15 protein-coding genes are annotated in these 17,586 nt (G+C 59.4%); 5 read left to right on the top strand and 10 right to left on the bottom strand.

The window, feature by feature from the left end; translation table 11 throughout:
* Window positions 1-93 precede the first annotated feature (93 nt).
* From KGB18_RS04735 to KGB18_RS04720, 4 genes are all read left to right on the top strand, one after another.
* Window positions 94-903 (top strand): MetQ/NlpA family ABC transporter substrate-binding protein, encoded by an 810-nt coding sequence (locus tag KGB18_RS04735; RefSeq protein WP_123357262.1) that lies wholly within the window; start codon window positions 94-96, stop codon window positions 901-903.
* A 2-nt stretch (window positions 904-905) separates the two neighbouring features.
* Window positions 906-2,027, top strand: a complete 1,122-nt coding sequence (locus tag KGB18_RS04730; RefSeq protein WP_223569472.1) for a methionine ABC transporter ATP-binding protein — start codon at window positions 906-908, stop codon at window positions 2,025-2,027.
* Entirely contained in the window at window positions 2,017-2,661 is a 645-nt protein-coding gene (locus KGB18_RS04725; RefSeq protein ID WP_030128490.1) for a methionine ABC transporter permease, read from the top strand. Before KGB18_RS04730 ends, KGB18_RS04725 begins: the two co-directional genes overlap by 11 nt.
* A gap of 361 nt (window positions 2,662-3,022) precedes the next feature.
* Entirely contained in the window at window positions 3,023-3,652 is a 630-nt protein-coding gene (locus KGB18_RS04720; protein WP_223569471.1) for a class I SAM-dependent methyltransferase, read from the top strand.
* A gap of 111 nt (window positions 3,653-3,763) precedes the next feature.
* Here the strand turns inward: KGB18_RS04720 and KGB18_RS04715 are convergent, their stop codons facing one another.
* From KGB18_RS04715 to KGB18_RS04705, 3 genes are read right to left on the bottom strand one after another with little or no spacing between them, the layout of a single operon-like run.
* Entirely contained in the window at window positions 3,764-6,817 is a 3,054-nt protein-coding gene (locus tag KGB18_RS04715; protein ID WP_223569470.1) for an efflux RND transporter permease subunit, read from the bottom strand.
* Window positions 6,814-7,881 carry an efflux RND transporter periplasmic adaptor subunit gene (locus KGB18_RS04710; RefSeq protein ID WP_223569469.1) on the bottom strand — a complete coding sequence of 356 codons (1,068 nt, stop codon included), beginning with the start codon at window positions 7,879-7,881 and terminating at the stop codon, window positions 6,814-6,816. The genes KGB18_RS04715 and KGB18_RS04710 overlap by 4 nt, the downstream gene beginning before the upstream one ends.
* A complete protein-coding gene (locus KGB18_RS04705; RefSeq protein WP_223569468.1) occupies window positions 7,878-8,981 on the bottom strand; it encodes an efflux RND transporter periplasmic adaptor subunit in 1,104 nt (367 codons plus the stop codon). The genes KGB18_RS04710 and KGB18_RS04705 overlap by 4 nt, the downstream gene beginning before the upstream one ends.
* 307 nt (window positions 8,982-9,288) lie before the next feature.
* On the opposite strand from KGB18_RS04705, the gene KGB18_RS04700 reads away from it, so the two are divergent.
* The gene (locus tag KGB18_RS04700) at window positions 9,289-10,485 is read left to right on the top strand and encodes an AAA family ATPase (RefSeq protein WP_123721725.1); all 1,197 of its coding nucleotides are present in this window, start codon (window positions 9,289-9,291) and stop codon (window positions 10,483-10,485) included.
* Between the two features lie 271 nt (window positions 10,486-10,756).
* On the opposite strand, the gene KGB18_RS04695 is transcribed toward KGB18_RS04700, so the two are convergent.
* The 7 genes from KGB18_RS04695 to KGB18_RS04665 form a co-directional block, all read right to left on the bottom strand.
* The gene (locus KGB18_RS04695; protein ID WP_123719077.1) at window positions 10,757-11,638 is read right to left on the bottom strand and encodes a transporter substrate-binding domain-containing protein; all 882 of its coding nucleotides are present in this window, start codon (window positions 11,636-11,638) and stop codon (window positions 10,757-10,759) included.
* Entirely contained in the window at window positions 11,635-12,417 is a 783-nt protein-coding gene (locus KGB18_RS04690; RefSeq protein WP_223569467.1) for an amino acid ABC transporter ATP-binding protein, read from the bottom strand. Before KGB18_RS04690 ends, KGB18_RS04695 begins: the two co-directional genes overlap by 4 nt.
* Window positions 12,414-13,073, bottom strand: a complete 660-nt coding sequence (locus KGB18_RS04685) for an amino acid ABC transporter permease (protein WP_223569466.1) — start codon at window positions 13,071-13,073, stop codon at window positions 12,414-12,416. Before KGB18_RS04685 ends, KGB18_RS04690 begins: the two co-directional genes overlap by 4 nt.
* The gene (locus KGB18_RS04680; protein WP_201061610.1) at window positions 13,054-13,719 is read right to left on the bottom strand and encodes an amino acid ABC transporter permease; all 666 of its coding nucleotides are present in this window, start codon (window positions 13,717-13,719) and stop codon (window positions 13,054-13,056) included. Before KGB18_RS04680 ends, KGB18_RS04685 begins: the two co-directional genes overlap by 20 nt.
* A gap of 648 nt (window positions 13,720-14,367) precedes the next feature.
* The gene (locus KGB18_RS04675; protein ID WP_123719073.1) at window positions 14,368-15,150 is read right to left on the bottom strand and encodes a MetQ/NlpA family ABC transporter substrate-binding protein; all 783 of its coding nucleotides are present in this window, start codon (window positions 15,148-15,150) and stop codon (window positions 14,368-14,370) included.
* A 258-nt stretch (window positions 15,151-15,408) separates the two neighbouring features.
* Entirely contained in the window at window positions 15,409-16,341 is a 933-nt protein-coding gene (locus tag KGB18_RS04670; RefSeq protein ID WP_123719072.1) for a sigma 54-interacting transcriptional regulator, read from the bottom strand.
* Between the two features lie 67 nt (window positions 16,342-16,408).
* Window positions 16,409-16,990, bottom strand: coding sequence for an alpha/beta hydrolase (locus KGB18_RS04665; RefSeq protein ID WP_030131588.1), 582 nt, complete (start codon window positions 16,988-16,990; stop codon window positions 16,409-16,411).
* Between the last annotated feature and the right edge of the window lie 596 nt (window positions 16,991-17,586).

Below are 17,586 nucleotides of genomic sequence, written 5' to 3'. Positions count from 1 at the left end.
GTGTGAACACCCGAGAACACTGTGGGAGCGGGCTTGCCCGCGATGAGGTCCGAACAGACACCAAATTTCAATGCACTGACTGGAAAACTCATCATGACCAAAAAACTGTTCAACCACCCAGTCAAAGCACTGGCCCTGGCCCTCGGCCTCTTCAGCTCCATCACCTTCGCCGCCGACGCACCGCTGAAAGTCGGCACCACCGCCGCCTTCGCCATTCCCCTGGAAGCCGCAGTAGAAGAAGCGTCCAAACAAGGCCTGAAAGTCGAACTGGTGGAGTTCAGCGACTGGATCGCCCCCAACGTCAGCCTCGCCTCGGGCGACATCGACGTGAACTATTTCCAGCACATCCCGTTCCTGGAAAACGCCAAGGCCGCCGCCGGTTTTGACCTGGTGCCGTTCGCCCCGGGCATCATCAACAACGTCGGCCTCTACTCGAAGAAATACAAAAGCTTCGCCGAGTTACCCGAAGGCGCCAGCGTGGCCATCGCCAACGACCCGATCAACAGCGGTCGCGGCCTGCAACTGCTGGCCAAGGCCGGGCTGATCACCCTCAAACCGGGCGTCGGCTACAAAGCCACCGAAGAAGACATCATCGCCAATCCGAAAAAAATCAAAATCCTTCAAGTCGAAGCCGTGCAACTGGTGCGCGCCTACGACGATGCTGATCTGGTCCAGGGTTACCCGGCCTATATCCGTCTGTCGAAGACCTTCGATGCCAGTTCCGCCCTGCTGTTCGACGGCCTCGATCACAAGGAATACGTGATCCAGTTCGTGATCCAGCCGAAAAGCAAAACCGACCCACGCCTGATCAAATTCGTCGACATCTACCAGCATTCGCCAGCCGTTCGTGCAGCGCTGGATAAAGCCCACGGCAAGCTCTATCAAGCTGGCTGGGAAAGCTGAGTATGACGGCCGCGATCCAACGGCGACTGGAACTTCCAGAGCCACATAACGCCACACAAACCGAACTGCACCCAGACCTGAATCGCGCTCACGTGCGCTTCATCGGCCTAGGTAAAACCTACAACGGCCAGCAAGGTCCGGTGGCGGCCTTGCACGGCATCGACCTGGCGATCCAGCGCGGCGAAGTGTTCGGCATCATCGGTCGCAGCGGTGCCGGCAAGTCGTCGCTGATCCGCACCATCAACCGCCTCGAACAACCGAGCAGCGGGCGGGTGCTGATCGATCAGGTGGACATCGGCGAGTTCGATGAAGACCACTTGGTGGCGCTGCGGCGGCGGATCGGCATGATCTTCCAGCACTTCAATTTGATGTCGGCCAAAACGGTTTGGCAGAACGTCGAATTGCCGCTGAAAGTCGCCGGTGTGCCCAAGGAGCAGCGCGAGTGCAAAGTCCGCGAACTGCTGGAATTGGTCGGCCTTCAAGAGAAGCACAAAGCCTACCCGGCGCAACTTTCCGGCGGGCAGAAACAACGCGTCGGCATCGCCCGAGCGCTGGTGCATGACCCGGAGATTCTATTGTGCGATGAGGCGACTTCGGCCCTCGATCCGGAGACCACACAATCGATCCTCGGCCTGTTGCGCGAGATCAATCAGCGCCTGGGCCTGACCATCGTGCTGATTACCCACGAGATGGCGGTGATCCGCGATATCTGTGATCGGGTGGTGGTGCTGGGACACGGGCGAATCGTCGAACAAGGGCCGGTCTGGGAAGTCTTTGGCAACCCGCAGCATGAGGTCAGCAAGACCTTGCTCGCGCCATTGCAACATGGTCTGCCGGAAGAGCTGCAAAGCCGCTTGCGCCTACAACCGCAGTCTTCGGACGCTGCTGTGGTGCTGCGCTTGCAATTCACCGGCAGCGCCAGCGACGAGCCAGACCTGGCGGCGCTATTCAGCGCCCTCGGTGGCCGCGTGCGCTTGCTGCAAGGGGGTGTGGAACGGATTCAGGGGCATGCGCTCGGGCAATTGCTGCTGGCGGTGACCGGTTCGTCCCTCGGCGCCGAGGAATTGCGTCAGCGCGCCGGCAACTGGGCGCAACAGGTGGAGGTGCTGGGTTATGTGGTTTGACCGGTTGCTTCAGGGTTTTATCGACACCTTTTTGATGGTGGGTGTGTCGTCGTTGATTGCGCTGCTGGCGGGCATTCCGCTGGCGGTGATTCTGGTCACCAGTTCCAAGGGCGGGATCTACGAAGCACCGGCACTGAACCGCGCGTTGGGCGCGTTCGTGAACCTGTTTCGCTCGATTCCGTTTCTGATTTTGATGGTGGCGTTGATTCCGTTTACCCGGCTGATCGTCGGCACCACGTATGGCGTGTGGGCTGCCGTGGTGCCGTTGACCATTGCGGCCACGCCGTTCTTTGCACGCATTGCCGAGGTCAGTTTGCGCGAGGTCGACCATGGGTTGATCGAAGCAGCGCAAGCGATGGGGTGCCGGCGTTGGCATATCGTCTGGCATGTGCTGCTGCCTGAAGCGTTACCGGGGATTGTTGGTGGTTTCACCATTACGTTGGTGACGATGATCAACTCGTCAGCCATGGCCGGAGCGATTGGTGCCGGTGGGTTGGGGGACATCGCTTATCGGTATGGGTATCAGCGGTTTGATAGCCAGATCATGTTGACGGTGATTGTGTTGCTGGTGGTGTTGGTGGCGGTGATTCAGTTGGGTGGGGATCGGTTGGCGCGGGGCCTCAACAAGCGCTGAGCATGGTGGATGTCGGAAGCTTTTGTGGCGAGGGAGCTTGCTCCCGCTCGATTGCGCAGCAATCGCAAAACCATTTGATGAGGTTTATCTGACACACCTCATTGAATGGTTTTGGGTCTGCTACGCAGCCCAGCGGAAGCAAGCTCCCTCGCCACAGGGAAGCATTTCGCACAGAAAATCGGGGTATTAGCAGGCCTTAATCATTGGTCGTCAGTGATATCGCCTTCGCGGGCAAGCCTCGCTCCTGCAGGAGGGACGACATAAATCCTGTAGGAGCGAGGCTTGCCCGCGAATGGCTGCGAAGCAGCCCCCGGCGTCATGGCGTATATTCGGCGAATCCCAATTGCCTGCGCAGCCGACCATGAAACAGACTCCCGACGACCTGGAGCAGATCACCTCCACCACCCTGGGCCATTACAACTCGGTGGCCGAAGACTTCCGTGAAGGCACTCGCGATCACGATGTCAGCCAGAACATCGATGCCCTGCTGCGGCATATTCAGGGTGAGGCGCCGTTCACCCTTCTCGACTTTGGCTGCGGCCCTGGCCGTGACCTGAAAACCTTCACGCGCCTGGGCCACACCGCCGTCGGCCTCGACGGTTCGGAAAAGTTTGCGCAGATGGCGCGGGAGGACAGTGGTTGCGAAGTCTGGCAGCAAGACTTTCTGAAACTCGATCTGCCGGCCGAGCGGTTTGACGGGATTTTTGCCAATGCGGTGCTGTTCCACATCCCCAGTCAGGAATTGCCTCGGGTGTTGAAGCAACTGCGCGAGGCGTTGAAGCCGGGTGGGGTGTTGTTCAGTTCCAATCCGCGTGGGGAGAATCAGGAAGGCTGGAACGGGCCGCGGTATGGGGCGTATTACGATCTTCACGCGTGGCAGGAGTTGCTGACTGAGGCGGGGTTTGTGGAGCTGGAGCATTACTACCGGCCGGCGGGGCTGCCGCGGGAGCAACAGCCTTGGTTGGCGAGTGTTTGGCGTAAACCGGTGTAGTCTGACAGGACGCCATCGCGGGCAAGCCCGCTCCCACAGGGACCGGGTTTGCCTGAACGACTCGATCACTGTGGGAGCGGGCTTGCCCGCGATGAGCGCGCAGCGCTCGCCTTACTGCACCTCTTTCTTCGGTTCGCGAATCTTGTACCAGGCCACGTACAGCGCCGGTAAAAACAGCAGCGTCAGCAAAGTCGCGATGATGATCCCGCCAATCATCGCGTAGGCCATCGGCCCCCAGAACACTTCCCGGGCAATCGGGATCATCCCCAGGCTCGCTGCCGCCGCCGTCAACAAAATCGGTCGGCGACGATGTTCCGTGGCCTGCACCACCGCGTCCCATGGCGTGTAGCCGCTCTTCTCGAAAGAGTCGATCTGGGTCACCAGAATCACCGAGTTGCGGATGATGATGCCGATCAACGCCAGAATCCCGAGGATCGCCACGAAGCCCATCGGCGTGCCGGTCGGGATCAGCGCCAGCACCACGCCGATCAACCCGAGCGGCGCGACGCTGGCCACCAGGAACAGCTTCTGCACGCTGTGCAACTGGATCATCAGGAAGGTCGCCATCAAAAACAGCATCAACGGCACGACCTTGGCAATCGGCCCCTGAGCCTTGCCGCTCTCTTCCACCGTACCGCCGGTGGCGACTTTGTAGCCCACCGGCAAACTGGCGGCGAATTTGTCGATGTCCGGTTGCAGTTGTTTCACCAGATCGGTCGGCTGAATCTCGTCGCGCACCGCGGCCTTGATGGTGATGGTCGGTTTGCGATCGCGACGCCACACCAGCGGCTGCTCAAGCTCATACCGCACCGTGGCAAACGCCAGCAGCGGAATCGAAGTGCCGCTGGGGGTGACGATCTGCAAGTTCTGCAGCGTTTCCGGACTTCCGCGCTCGGCATCTTCAGCACGGCCGACCACGTCGATCAGGTAGATATCATCATCGACCTGCGTCACCGGCGAACCGACGACGATGCTGTTCATCAGGTTCGCTATGTCTTCAGATGACAGCCCAAGTTGCCGGGCCTTGTCCTGGGCGATGTCGATGCGCAGTACTTTGCCCGGCTCGTTCCAGTCGTAAATGATTTCGCCGATGTGCGAGTTCTTATCCAGTTCGGTGGCCAGGGCGATAGCGTGTTTGCGCACCTGATCGATGTCTTTGCCACTGACCCGGTACTGAATCGGCCGGCCCACCGGCGGGCCCATTTCCAGGGCCTGGACGTAACTGCCGACACCGACGAACTCTTCGCGCAGGCGCTTTTGCAGACGGGCCGTCAGGGCCGTGCGTGACTCCAGGCCTTTGCTGACGATCACCAGTTGCGCGTAGTACGGGTTCTGCAATTGCTGGTCGAGGGGCAGGTAGAAACGGATCGCCCCCTCGCCGATGTAAGTGCTCCAACGCACGATGTCCGGATCGTCCTTGAACGTCGCTTCGAGCTTATCCACCACCTTGCGGGTTTCTGCAATCGAGGCGTTTTGCGGCAGGTTCAGGTCGACGAGAATTTCCGGGCGGTCCGAGGAGGGGAAGAACTGGCTCTGCACGAACTGCATGGAAAACACCGAGAGCACAAACAGCGCCACAGTGATGCCAATCGCCCACCAGCGATTGCGCATCGCCCAGAGCAGGCCGCCATTGAACGCCCGACCGATGCGCCCCGGCTCTGCGTCATGAGGCTTCACCTTGGCGCTCAAAATGTGCACACCGAGCACCGGGGCGAACAACACGGCGACGACCCACGACACCAGCATGGCCACCGCAATCACAGCAAACAGCGTGAAGGTGTACTCACCGGCGGAGCTGGCGTTCAAGCCGATCGGCACGAAACCGGCCACGGTGACTAATGTGCCGGTGAGCATCGGGAAGGCGGTCGAGGTGTAGGCGAAGGTCGCCGCTTGCTCTTTGGTTTCTCCCATTTCCAGGCGCGTGACCATCATCTCCACCGTGATCATCGCGTCGTCCACCAGCAGACCGAGGGCGATGATCAGCGCACCGAGGGAAATCCGCTGCATGGTGATGCCGCTGTATTCCATGAAGAGGAAGACCATCGCCAGCACCAACGGAATCGAACACGCCACCACCAGCCCGGCGCGTACACCGAGACTGATGAAGCTGACGATCAGCACGATTACCACCGCTTCGAACAACGCACTGGTGAAGCCGCCGACGGCTTCTTCCACCACGACAGCCTGGTCGGAAACGGTGTGTACGCCAACGCCCACCGGCAGGTCCGCCGTCAGCTCATCCATGCGCAGGTGCAGCGCCTTGCCGAAGTCCTGAATGTTGCCGCCCTTCTTCATGGCGATCGCCAGGCCGATGGCTGGCTGACCGTTGAAGCGAAACTCCGGGGTCGCCGGATCGACGTAGCCTCGGCTGATGTCGGCAATGTCGGCCAGTCGGTAGAAGCGGTCGTTGAGCTTCAGGTTGACGTTGGCCAGGTCTTTCTCAGAGGCAAATTGCCCCGAGGTCCGCACCGAAATCCGCTCCGGACCGGCCTCGATCACCCCGGCCGGGGTCACGGCATTCTGCGATTGCAGGGTCTGCACCACCTCGCGCCGATCAATGCCGAGGGCGGCCAGTTTGCGGGGGGAGAAGTTCAGGTAAAGGACTTCATCCTGCTCGCCGACCATCTCGACCTTGCCCAGCCCCGGGACTTCGCGGATTTCAGCACGCACCTGTTCCACGTAATCGCGCAACTGGCGCATCGACAGGCCGTCGGAGGTAAAGGCGTACACCGAACCGAACACGTCACCGAACTCATCGTTGAAGCCCGGTCCTTGCAGGCCCTGCGGGAAGTCACCGCGAATGTCGTTGATCTTCTTACGCACCTGGTACCAGATTTGCGGGATGTCCTTGGCGCTGGTGGTGTCGAGCAGGTTGACGAAGACCGTCGATTCGCCGGGGCGGGTGTAGCTTTTCACGTAGTCGAGCGAGTCGAGCTCTTCGAGTTTTTTCTCGATCCGGTCAGTGACCTGTTTGAGGGTTTCTTCCTGGGTCGCGCCGGGCCAGCGGGTCTGGATTACCATGGTTTTGATGGTGAACGACGGGTCTTCTTCGCGGCCCAGGTTCAGGTACGAGAACACGCCCATCAGCAGCGCGACGAACATCAAATACCAGACAAACGACTGATGCTTGAGGGCCCATTCGGATAAGTTGAAACTCCCTTTCATTGCGGGCTGTCCTCGTCAATTTTCACTTTCTGCCCCGGCTTGAGGCTGTTCACACCGGCACTGACCACCCGCTCGCCGGACTTCACGCCGTTGGCCAGGACCACCGTGTCATCGGTCCGGCTGATCAGGCTGACGTCCCGTGGGGAAACGGTTTGCGTCTGCGGATCAACGACCCAGATCCGCAGTTTGCCGTCGACCTCCTGCAGCGCGCTCACCGGCAGTTCGAGGCGCGGCTTGATCGCGGAGCTGAGGGTCACGCTGATCGCCGTGCCGAGGCGAAAGCCCGACGGCGTATCGGTCAGGCTCAGGCGGGCGCGACGGGTACGGGTCGCGCTTTGGGCCTGGGGTTCGACTTCACGCACGATGGCGGTGCTGGTGATGCTCGGGTCCAGTTGTGAGGCGACCTGGAACACCACGTCGGCAGGCAATTGATCGACCAGGGTGTCGGGCAAGTCGATCACCGCTTCCTTGATGTCCGGCTGCGCCAGGGTCACCACTTGCTGGCCGGCCGTCACCACTTGCCCGGCTTCGGCGTTCCACGCGGTGACAATGGCTTTGTGATCGGTGCGCAGCTCGACGTAGTTGAGTTGGTCCTTCGCCTGATCGACGGCGGCCCTGGCTTGATCTAGGGACGCCTGAGTGGTTTTCAGGTCGGTCTGGGCGATGTCCAGTTGCGCCTGCGCGCCAACCCCGCGATTGAACAGTTCCTGCTGACGCCGGGCGTTGGCCTGAGCATTGATGAGCTGCGCCTGAACACGCGCCAGATCACCTTGAGTAGAACGCAACTGGTTCTGCTGATCGGTGGGGTCGAGGGTCGCGAGCAAGGCGCCCTTCTGGACTTCGGCGCCGACATCGACGTTACGGCTGGCGATACGTCCCGGCACCCGGAAACCGATATTGCTTTCGTAACGAGCCTGAATGCTGCCGGCAAACCGGCCGAGGTCTTCCTGATTGAGCGCTTTCACCTCCACGGACAGCACCGGCCGAACCGGTTCTGGCGGCGCTTCCTCTTTGGAGCAGGCGACCAGCAGTGCAGCGGCGGACAACAGCAACAGGCGCTTCATGGCTGGGCTCCTGTCGTTGGCGTCTTATAGGTGTTTTCGACGATCTCCACCTTCACGCCCGGATGCAATAATTGGCCGCCCGCGATGACGACTTTTTCGCCACCGTTGAGGCCGGCGCTGACAATCACTTTGCCGGTCAGGTAACGGCCGACGGTGACCGTGTGCAATTGTGCCTTGCCCTCGGCGTCCACCAGCCACACAGCCGGGTCACTGAGGTTTTTGGTCAGGGCCGACCAGGGCAGCTCCACTGCGGTTTTGCCGACTGGCTTGGCGGTGGCGCTCACCACCGACCCGAGTTGCATGCCCTCGGGAAGACTGTCCAAGGTGACTTTGACTTGCACCGTGCCGGTCTGCGCAGACACTGCCGGCGTGACTTCCCGAACAGTACCCGTAGTTTTGATCTTCGGGTTGTCGAGCAGGCTGACCACAATCGATCTATCCGACGGCGGCTCGGTCAGCAGCGATTCATAAACGTTGAACACCGCATCACGCTCGCCGTCCCGGGCCAGGCTGAAAATCGGCACCGTGGCTTGCACCACTTGGCCGACTTCGGCCTGGCGCGCGGTAATCACCCCCGGCGCATCGGCAATCAACGCGGTATAGCTCAGCTGATCACGGGCGTTGGCCAACTGCGCCTGAGCAGCGGCCAATGCACTCTGACTGCTGCGCAAGGCGGCTTGGGCGGAATCGTATTCGCTCTGGCTGGTGTAGCCCTTGGGCAGGAGTTTTTGTTGTCGAACGAAGGCCGCGGCGGTTTGTTTGACCCGGGCCTGTTCGGCAACGACCTGAGCCTGGGCCGAGTCGACATTGGTTTGCAGATCTTTCGGGTCGAGTTTGGCCAGCACTTGTTTGGCCGAAACCCGGTCACCGACATCGACCATACGCTGGATGATCTTGCCGCCCACGCGGAACGACAATTCGGTTTGTACCCGCGCCTGGACGTCGCCGGTGAGTGTCACCGCGGCGGCGTAATCCGATGGTTTGACCTCTTGCACGAAGACTCGTGGGCGATCCTTCTCGACGGGCTTTTTATCGCCACAGGCGGTCAGCAAGGCGATGAGGCTCAGGCCAACCATTAATTTCAATCCGGGACCCGCCATGCAAACTCCTTTGCGTTGTACGAACGTGCCAGTGACGATACGACTGTGAGCTTAGAACAGGGTTCAACAGGTGCATCCGACGGCTCCAAATAAAGCAGTCACGCCACTTTCCTTGTAGCAGCTGGCGAAGCCTGCGTTCGGCTGCGCAGCAGTCGTAAAATAGGCGCACGCAATGCATCAGGCACACCGTGGAGCCCGGATTGACGACTGCTGCGCAGCCGAACGCAGGCTTCGCCAGCTGCTACAGGGGATCACCGTATTGCTGACAATAAGGCAGAATGACGAACCATGCAGCAGGAAGCTACCCATGCTCAAAACCCTCGCGGTGGCCAATTACCGCTCGATCAATAAATTGGTGATTCCGCTTGGCCGGTTGAACCTGATCACCGGCCCCAACGGCAGCGGCAAGTCCAATCTTTACCGCGCCCTGCGCCTGCTGGCGGAAACCGCTCAGGGCGGGGTGGTCAATGCGTTGGCCCGCGAGGGTGGGTTGGATTCGACGTTCTGGGCCGGGCCTGAAAATATCAGCCGACGAATGCGCAATGGTGAAGTCCCGGTCGAGGCTACGGTGAGACACGGCGTCAAACGACTGCGACTGGGGTTTGCCGGTGAGGATTTCAGCTATTCGATCAGCCTCGGGCTGCCCGATTCCAACGGCCACTTCATGCTGCCCGAACACAGTTCACCTATTCCGTCACGCTTCAACCTCGACCCGCAAATCAAGCGTGAATGCGTCTGGGCCGGGCCGATTTATCGGCCGGCCAGCCTGCTGGTGGATCGCGACGGCCCGATGATCCGTGCCCGAGCCAATCGCAGCTGGGATGTACTGGCTCAGCACACGCCGAATTTCGACAGCCTGTTCGATCAGGTCGGCAGTTTGCGTTCTTCACCGGAGGTTCTGGAGTTACGCGAGTTCATCCGCCGCTGGCGTTTCTACGATCACTTTCGCAGCGATGCCGACGCGCCAGTGCGCCAACCGCAACTGGGCACCCGCACGCCGGTGCTGCACCACGACGGTCGCGACCTGGCGGCAGCCTTGCAGACCATCATCGAAATCGGTGATCCCGAAGCCTTGCAGGTGGCTATCAGCGATGCCTTTCCCGGCGCGCGACTGAACATCGCGCCATTGCAGGGCGGACGGTTTGCGATCGAGTTTTATCAGGAAGGGTTGTTGCGGCCGTTGTCCGCCGCCGAGTTGTCGGACGGGACGTTGCGTTATCTGCTGCTGGTCGCGGCATTGCTGACCCCTCGCCCGCCGACGTTGATGGTGTTGAACGAGCCGGAAACCAGTCTGCATCCGGACCTGTTGCCGGCGTTGGCGCGGTTGATCATTCGAGCGTCCGAGCAGTGTCAGGTGTGGGTGGTGTCCCATGCGCGGCGCTTGATCTCCGCGTTGCAGCAAGACCCGGAATGCAATTGCATTGTGCTGGAAAAGAATTTCGGCCAGACCGGGATGGTCGGGCAGCGGATGCTGGATGAACCGGCGTGGTATTGGCCGGATTAGAGGGAGCCTGATAAACCGCCATCGCGGGCAAGCCCGCTCCCACAATGATCTTCAGTGAACACAAAATCTGCGTCCACACCAAACCCTGTGGGAGCGGGCTTACCCGCGATGACGGCCGCGAGATCACCGCAAAGGTTAGAGAATCAACTCTGCCACTTCCCACCCTCCCACAATGATCTTCAGTGAACACAAAATCTGCGTCCACACCAAACCCTGTGGGAGCGGGCTTGCCCGCGATGACGGCCGCGAGATCACCGCAAAGGTTAGAGAATCACCCCTGCCACTTCCCACCCTCAACAATCACGCTTTCCGGCTTGGTGTCATCGCTCAATTCTTTACGCACATACTGGTCGTACAGCTTGAGCAAAAACTTCTCCTCGCCCAACTTCGCCAGCTCCACATTCACCCAATCACGCAGTTCGATATTGCCCTTCTTCACCGCCGGCGCAATCGGTGCTTCGGCACCCAGTTTTTCCTCCAGCACGCGGTAACCCGGGTTCTGCTTGGCCCAGCTGAACAGCACCAGATTGTCCTGCGCATAAGCGTCGCCGCGACCATTGGCCAGGGCCTGCAGGGACTCGGAGTTTTTCTCGAACTTCAGCAGTTTCCAGTCCGGATGATTCTTGGTCAGCCAGATATCCGCCGTGGTGCCCGTGGTCACGATGGTGGTGCGGGTCGCCAGGTCATCAAGGTTCTTCACCGAACTCGCCTGCGGCACCAGTGCCTGCACCGCAACCTTGAGGTTCGGGTTGGTGAAGTCCACCGCGTCCTTGCGCTCCGGGGTGACCGTCATGTTGGCCAGGATCAGGTCGACCTTGTCGCTCTGCAGGAACGGAATCCGGCTCGCCGGCTCCACTGCAACGAATTCCACTTTGTTCTCATCACCCAACAGATCCTTGGCGAATTGGCGGCCGATGTCAGTATCGAACCCCACGTAACGCCCGGCCTCATCGACAAAACCGAACGGCGGTTTATCGGTGAAGACACCGACGATCAGCTTGTCCCGGGCTTTGATTTTTTCCAGGTAACCGGTCGGTGCGGTGCTGACGCTTGCGACTTTTGGCTTCGTCGGTTCTTCGGGTTTGTTGCAGCCGGCGAGCAGCGCCAGGCCGAACAGCGGGAGTAGCAGCAGAGAAGACTTGGCAGTTTTCATGGCAGTTCCAATTCCTTTGTTTGAGTCGTTTTGGGTAGTGCGGCGACGTAGGAGAACTTCTCCAGGAACTGCTGCGCTCGTGCGGTTTGCGGGTTCGTAAAGAAAATCTCGGGTGGGTGTTGCTCAAGGATGCGCCCGGCATCCATGAACACGATGCGGTCAGCCACGGCGCGAGCGAAGGCCATTTCGTGGGTGACGATCAGCAGCGTCATGCCTTCGCGGGCCAGGCCCTGAATCACTTCGAGCACTTCCTTGACCATCTCCGGGTCGAGGGCGGCGGTGACTTCGTCGAAGAGCATGACCTTGGGGTTCATGCACAGCGAACGGACGATGGCGATGCGTTGCTGTTGACCGCCGGAGAGCTGGCGCGGAAAGGCGTCGCGCTTGTCCAGCAGACCGACACGCTCAAGGAACGCCTCAGCCTGAGCGCGGGCTTCACGGCGTTCGCGTTTCTGCACTTTGAGCGGGCCAAGCAACAGGTTGTCGAGCACGCTCATGTGCGGAAACAGGTGGTAGCTTTGAAATACCATGCCGATCTGCTGACGCACTTCGCGCCAGTCGGTGCCCTTATCCAGCAACTCGCGCCCGGCAAAATTCAAGCTGCCGCTGTGGGCGACTTCCAGGCCGTTGAGGCAACGCAGCAAGGTGCTTTTGCCACAGCCGCTGGGGCCGAGGATGACGATCACTTCGCCCGGTTTCACCTTCAGATCAATGCCGTCGAGCACCTGCTGCTCGCCGAAAAACTTGTTGAAACCCTTGAACTCGATCAATGCACTCATGCTTGCGTCCAGCGCCGCTCCAGCACACGCGAAGCGGCTGATAGCGGGTAGCAGATAAAAAAGAAAAACAGAAACAGCACGCCGTAGATCAGCACTGATTCGTAGGTGCGTTCGATGATCTGCTGGCCGACCTTGATCACGTCCACCACACCGATCAGCACCGCCAGGGAGCTGGTCTTGATGATGCGCGTGTAGACGTTGATGGTCGGCGGCGTCATGCGTTTCAAGGCTTGGGGCAGCAGCACATAGCCGTAGAGTTGCGGGCCATCCAAACCGATCGACAGTCCCGCCTCACGTTGTCCGCGCGGCAACGAATGCAACGCGCCGCGCACCACCTCACCGACTTCACTGGCGCCCCACAGCGACAACACCAGCACCGCGCACCAGAAGCTTGGAATGCTCAGGCCGAAAAAAATCGGCAGGCCGAAGAACAGCAAATACAGCCAGACCAGCACCGGGATCGCCCGGAACAGCTCCAGATAGACCCGCAGAATCGCGTTCAGCCATTTCGAATTCAGCGTGCGCAATACGCCGTAGAGCACGCCGCCCACCGTGCTGATGGCGATGCTCAGAAAAGAGATCGACAGGGTTTGCGCAGCGCCCTTGCCCAGCTGTGGCAACGACACCATGAGCAACTCAAGACCCGAACTGGCCATGCTGGAGCCTCCTTTCCAGACGACTGAGCAGCAGCGACAACGGCAAAAACAGCAGCACGCAAATCAGCGTCAGCACGGCGAGCATTTCGTAGGTTTTGTAATAGAGCGCGATGTAGCTCTTGGTGGTGTAGAGAATCTCCGGCACCGCCACCGCCGAGACCACGGTGGTTTCCTTGAGCAGGAAAATGAAATTGGCGAACAGCGACGGCAGGCTGAGGATGCCGGCTTGCGGCAGGATCACGTAACGCAGCAATTGCCCGTGGGACAGGCCAATGGAACGGCCGGACTCGAGTTGCGCCTGGGGCACCGCATCCACGCCGGCGCGCAGCACTTCAGTGAGGTAGGCGCCGCCAAGGAAAGTCATGGTGATGATCGCCGCCGCGAAGCCCGAGACTTTGATGCCCAAGGCCGGCAAGGCGAAGTAGACGAAGAACAACTGGATCAGCAGTGGCGTGTTGCGCGCCAGTTCCACGTACAGCCCGACCAGGCGTTGAAGATAGGGGGTGCGAAACACCAGAATCGTCGCGTTGATCAGCGCCACCAGCGACGAAGTGCCGATGGCGATAAAGCCGACCTGCAGCGTCACGCCCACGGCTTTGAGAAACGCCGGCAGGGTGCTGAGGATAAAAGCGTAATCGAAAGTCATTGAACATCCCTGGACGCCGCTCGGTAAGCGACGATGGCACAGTCCATGGGCAGTGGATAACCACCCGGCAGGCACCGACTTTAAAGGTATAAAAAGAAGAATTTAAATACCGTTAAAGCATATTGATATCACGCAAAAAACTATCCTGCGGATTTGCGGCGGCAGTGGAGGACGACTATTTTTCTTTGTGCTGTAGGAAGGATCTTTTTTTCAGAATGCCCCTCCAAGGACGTGCAGCTTTTGGCCAGACTCCCGGCCGAACCATCACAAGGAAGAGAAAAATGGCTGACGTAAACGTGCCACAGCGGCTGGATCCGCAGGACATCGTGAAATTGCTGGTGGCGTTGCGCAAGGCGCTAAAGGCCAGAGTGGCCTGAACGATCTTGAGGTGAGCAGGTTCCTCTGTGGCTGGGGACTTGTTGTGGCGAGGGGGCTTGCCCCCGTTGGGCTGCGAAGCAGCCCTATAATCTGCATCCCGATTCCCTCTGTCACACCTCATGGACTGATCGGCGACTGCTACGCAGCCGAACGGGGGCAAGCCCCCTCGCCACAAAAGCCCCTCGCCACAGGTGCCCCCCCCAATAAAAACGCCGACGCTGTATTAGCCGTCGGCGTTGAAATCTTGAAGGGGTTCGAGATTGCGTTCAATCAGAACGCCGGCAGTACCGCGCCGCTGTACTTCTTGGCGATGAATGCTTTCACTTCAGGACTGGTCAACGCCTTGGCCAGTTTCTGGATGGCGACGCTGTCCTTGTTGTCTGGACGAGCCACCAGGAAGTTCACGTAAGGCGAATCGGCACCTTCGATCACCAGCGCGTCTTTAGCCGGGTTCAGACCCGCGTCCAGCGCGTAGTTGGTGTTGATCATGTCCAGGTCGACCTGGTCCAGAACACGCGGCAGCATGGCCGATTCCAGTTCCTTGAACTTGAAGTTGTGCGGGTTCTTGGCAATGTCTTTCGGGGTGGCCACGGCGTTTTTCGGGTCTTTCAACTCGATCAGGCCGGCCTTCTGCAACAGGATGAGGGCACGACCACTGTTACTGCCTTCGTTCGGGATGGCGATGGTTGCGCCGTTTGGCAGGTCAGCCAGTTTTTTGTACTTCTTCGAGTAGCCACCGAATGGTTCAACGTGCACGCCGATCACGGTCACCAGGTTGGTGCCTTTGCCTTCGTTGAAGTTTTTCAGGTACGGCAGGGTCTGGAAGTAGTTGGCGTCCAGACGCTTCTGGTCAACCTGCACGTTCGGCTGAACGTAGTCGGTGAAGACTTTGATCTCCAGGTCCACGCCTTCTTTGGCGAGGGTTGGCTTGATCAGTTCAAGAATCTCGGCATGTGGAACCGGCGTCGCCGCAACCACCAGTTTCTCGCCAGCCTGGGCCAGGCCCGCGGTCAGGGCAGCCGCCAATGCGGTGAACAACAGAACCTTTTTCATGCAGTGTCCTTATCGAAAATCACGGTCGTCATCGACGACGGCTTGTTTAGTACGAGTGCCAGTGAAGTGCTATCGCTGGCGTGACGCGGACAATACCGGGATTTTTTATTCCCGAACAATATCTTTTATTCACTTTCATATTCCATTTTGTTCATACAACCGCCACGCCCGATGTAGGAGCTGCCGAAGGCTGCGATCTTTTGATTTTGGCGATTTCAACGCCACCAAAGATCAAAAGATCGCAGGCTGCGCCAGCTCCTACAAAAGCCCGGTGTCTTTGAGCAGTTTTTTCAAGGCATCTTTCTCGGCGGCGGAACCGTTGCCAAGAATCTGTTGGAGTTGCTGCTCGATCGTCACCAGCGACACAGCCGCCTCGGGCAGATTCAAATGCTCCGGCAAAATCTCGTCGCCGGTACTCACCAACAGCGCAAAGTGAATGACGTTCTCCAGCTCCCGGGTGTTGCCCGGCCAACTGTGCTGCTCCAGCAGATGCTGCGCGGCTTCGCTGATCAATGGCACCGGCAGGTCGAGGCGTTGGCTGTAGATGCCAAGGAAGTATTCGGCCAGCGACAGAATATCGCCCACCCGTTCACGCAAGGCCGGCAGTTCGAGCTGGCCTTCGCCGAGGTAGTGATAAAGCCGTTCATGGAATTTTCCGGCAGCCACGGCCTGAGCCAGATCGATGCTGGTGGCGGCCACCAGACGTACGTCCACCGGGCTTGGCTGCTGAGCACCGACGCGAGTGACTTCGTGGTTTTCCAGGGCGGCGAGCAACTTGATCTGGATTGGCAACGGCAAGTCGCCGATCTCGTCCAGATAGAGCGTGCCGCCATTGGCCGAACCAAACCAGCCAGCGCGACTGCTGGCCGAACCGCTGTAGCTGCCTGCGGCATAGCCGAACAATTCAGCATCGGCGTAGGTCGGGCTGATCGCCCCGCAATTGACTGACACGAACAATCCACCACGGTCACTGGCGCGATGGATATGTCGCGCCAGCAGTTCCTTACCGCTGCCGGTTTCACCGCGAATCAGCACCGAAATCGAACGTGGCGCCAGTTGTTCCAGCTCTTGGCGCAACTGCCGGGAACGCGGATCGACGAACACCAACGCCTTGGCGCGAATGCTCAGCGGGCTTTTTTCCGCATCGGGAAAGGTCAGCAGCGGCTGACCGAATGTTTCATGCAAGCTCATGGCAGACTCCCGCCCAAAACCGCCGGGAGGCGGAGGCCGATTCTAAAAAAAAGAAAAAATAAAAGGTTCAGGCGCGACGCAGGGCGTGCTGTTCCATGCGGTTTTGTAGACGATAGAGGTACGCAAAACCCTGCTCCCAGCGCTGGTGACCGGACTTCACGTTGATGTGCCCGGCGCCCGATAAAATCCCCGCCTCGGCGCCCCATTGGCGCGCCAATTCAAGGGCTCGTGGCGCGCTCACCGCGCTGTCGTTGTCGGAGCTGACGACCTGGCTCGGGAACGGCAACAAATGAGTCGGGATCGGTGCGAAGTTGCGCAGGGCCGGCGCGCAAGCCGGGCGCTCGACGTCCGCTGGCGCGACCAGCAACGCGCCGCGCACCTGACGCAAAAATGGCAGCGGTGCCGTGGCCGCCCAATGAGCGACGGTGATGCAGCCCAGGCTGTGGGCGATCAGAATCACTGGCGTGCTGTCGGCGGCAATCGCCTCGGCCAGTGCCGCGACCCAGTCCTCACGACGAGGCGTCAGCCAGTCGGCCTGCTCCACCCGCGCACTGTTGGGCAGGCTGTTCTGCCAATGGGTTTGCCAATGATCTTCTGGCGATCCTTGCCAGCCCGGCACAATCAGGTAGCGAATTGATTCGTTGCGCATGGGGGAGCTCTCCTGCTGCGTGTCTGTTCCTGATCGAGTATAGGGAGGAGAGTTATATTCGTTAAGGAATAAGAAGCTATTTATTAATATCTTTATCGAATATACAACCGATCACCTGTGGGAGCGAGCCTGCTCGCGATAGCGGTAGATCAGTCACCATCCATGCTGGACGTGGCGACGCCCTCGCGAGCAGGCTCGCTCCCATAGGGGTTGGTGTTTGCCAAGAATAAAAAAGGGGCCGCACCCTGCCAAGGAGACGGCCCCGGAAATCGATGAATTCAAGTGGAGAGTCCCGCGTAATGTCACGCGGTATGCCTTTAGTAAAACGTTAGCGCGCAAAGGTTTCGGTTTAATGAAATCGTTGTTGCCGCTTTGGCGCTCTAGCCGCCGTTGAATGAATCATTGATCAAAACCATTATTCGTCAAAACAATATTTAAAGTTATTTATAGATCAAAAAGAAATATACCCCAGTACATGGAGGCATGGGGCAAGGTGTTCAGCCGAGAGGCGCTTGAGGAAAGGGAAGAGAACCGGGAAACCTACATTCCTCCTTACAACATCAATCTTGCATGACGCGCGATAGACGCATTACATC

This window comes from Pseudomonas sp. BF-R-26 (genome assembly GCF_019947395.1).
GTDB lineage: Bacteria > Pseudomonadota > Gammaproteobacteria > Pseudomonadales > Pseudomonadaceae > Aquipseudomonas > Aquipseudomonas farris.
The sequence above is the reverse complement of the archived record's forward strand: the minus strand, read 5'-3'. Positions and strand labels throughout refer to the sequence as shown.

What these genes read in the sequence shown, in the direction of transcription:
- KGB18_RS04715 (WP_223569470.1), bottom strand. Translation starts at nt 6,817, where the DNA reads ATGAAAGGGAGTTTCAACTTATCCGAATGGGCCCTCAAGCATCAGTCG.
- KGB18_RS04735 (WP_123357262.1), top strand. Translation starts at nt 94, where the DNA reads ATGACCAAAAAACTGTTCAACCACCCAGTCAAAGCACTGGCCCTGGCC.
- KGB18_RS04680 (WP_201061610.1), bottom strand. Translation starts at nt 13,719, where the DNA reads ATGACTTTCGATTACGCTTTTATCCTCAGCACCCTGCCGGCGTTTCTC.
- KGB18_RS04705 (WP_223569468.1), bottom strand. Translation starts at nt 8,981, where the DNA reads ATGGCGGGTCCCGGATTGAAATTAATGGTTGGCCTGAGCCTCATCGCC.
- KGB18_RS04700 (WP_123721725.1), top strand. Translation starts at nt 9,289, where the DNA reads ATGCTCAAAACCCTCGCGGTGGCCAATTACCGCTCGATCAATAAATTG.
- KGB18_RS04675 (WP_123719073.1), bottom strand. Translation starts at nt 15,150, where the DNA reads ATGAAAAAGGTTCTGTTGTTCACCGCATTGGCGGCTGCCCTGACCGCG.
- KGB18_RS04690 (WP_223569467.1), bottom strand. Translation starts at nt 12,417, where the DNA reads ATGAGTGCATTGATCGAGTTCAAGGGTTTCAACAAGTTTTTCGGCGAG.
- KGB18_RS04730 (WP_223569472.1), top strand. Translation starts at nt 906, where the DNA reads ATGACGGCCGCGATCCAACGGCGACTGGAACTTCCAGAGCCACATAAC.
- KGB18_RS04665 (WP_030131588.1), bottom strand. Translation starts at nt 16,990, where the DNA reads ATGCGCAACGAATCAATTCGCTACCTGATTGTGCCGGGCTGGCAAGGA.
- KGB18_RS04670 (WP_123719072.1), bottom strand. Translation starts at nt 16,341, where the DNA reads ATGAGCTTGCATGAAACATTCGGTCAGCCGCTGCTGACCTTTCCCGAT.
- KGB18_RS04725 (WP_030128490.1), top strand. Translation starts at nt 2,017, where the DNA reads ATGTGGTTTGACCGGTTGCTTCAGGGTTTTATCGACACCTTTTTGATG.
- KGB18_RS04720 (WP_223569471.1), top strand. Translation starts at nt 3,023, where the DNA reads ATGAAACAGACTCCCGACGACCTGGAGCAGATCACCTCCACCACCCTG.
- KGB18_RS04685 (WP_223569466.1), bottom strand. Translation starts at nt 13,073, where the DNA reads ATGGCCAGTTCGGGTCTTGAGTTGCTCATGGTGTCGTTGCCACAGCTG.
- KGB18_RS04695 (WP_123719077.1), bottom strand. Translation starts at nt 11,638, where the DNA reads ATGAAAACTGCCAAGTCTTCTCTGCTGCTACTCCCGCTGTTCGGCCTG.
- KGB18_RS04710 (WP_223569469.1), bottom strand. Translation starts at nt 7,881, where the DNA reads ATGAAGCGCCTGTTGCTGTTGTCCGCCGCTGCACTGCTGGTCGCCTGC.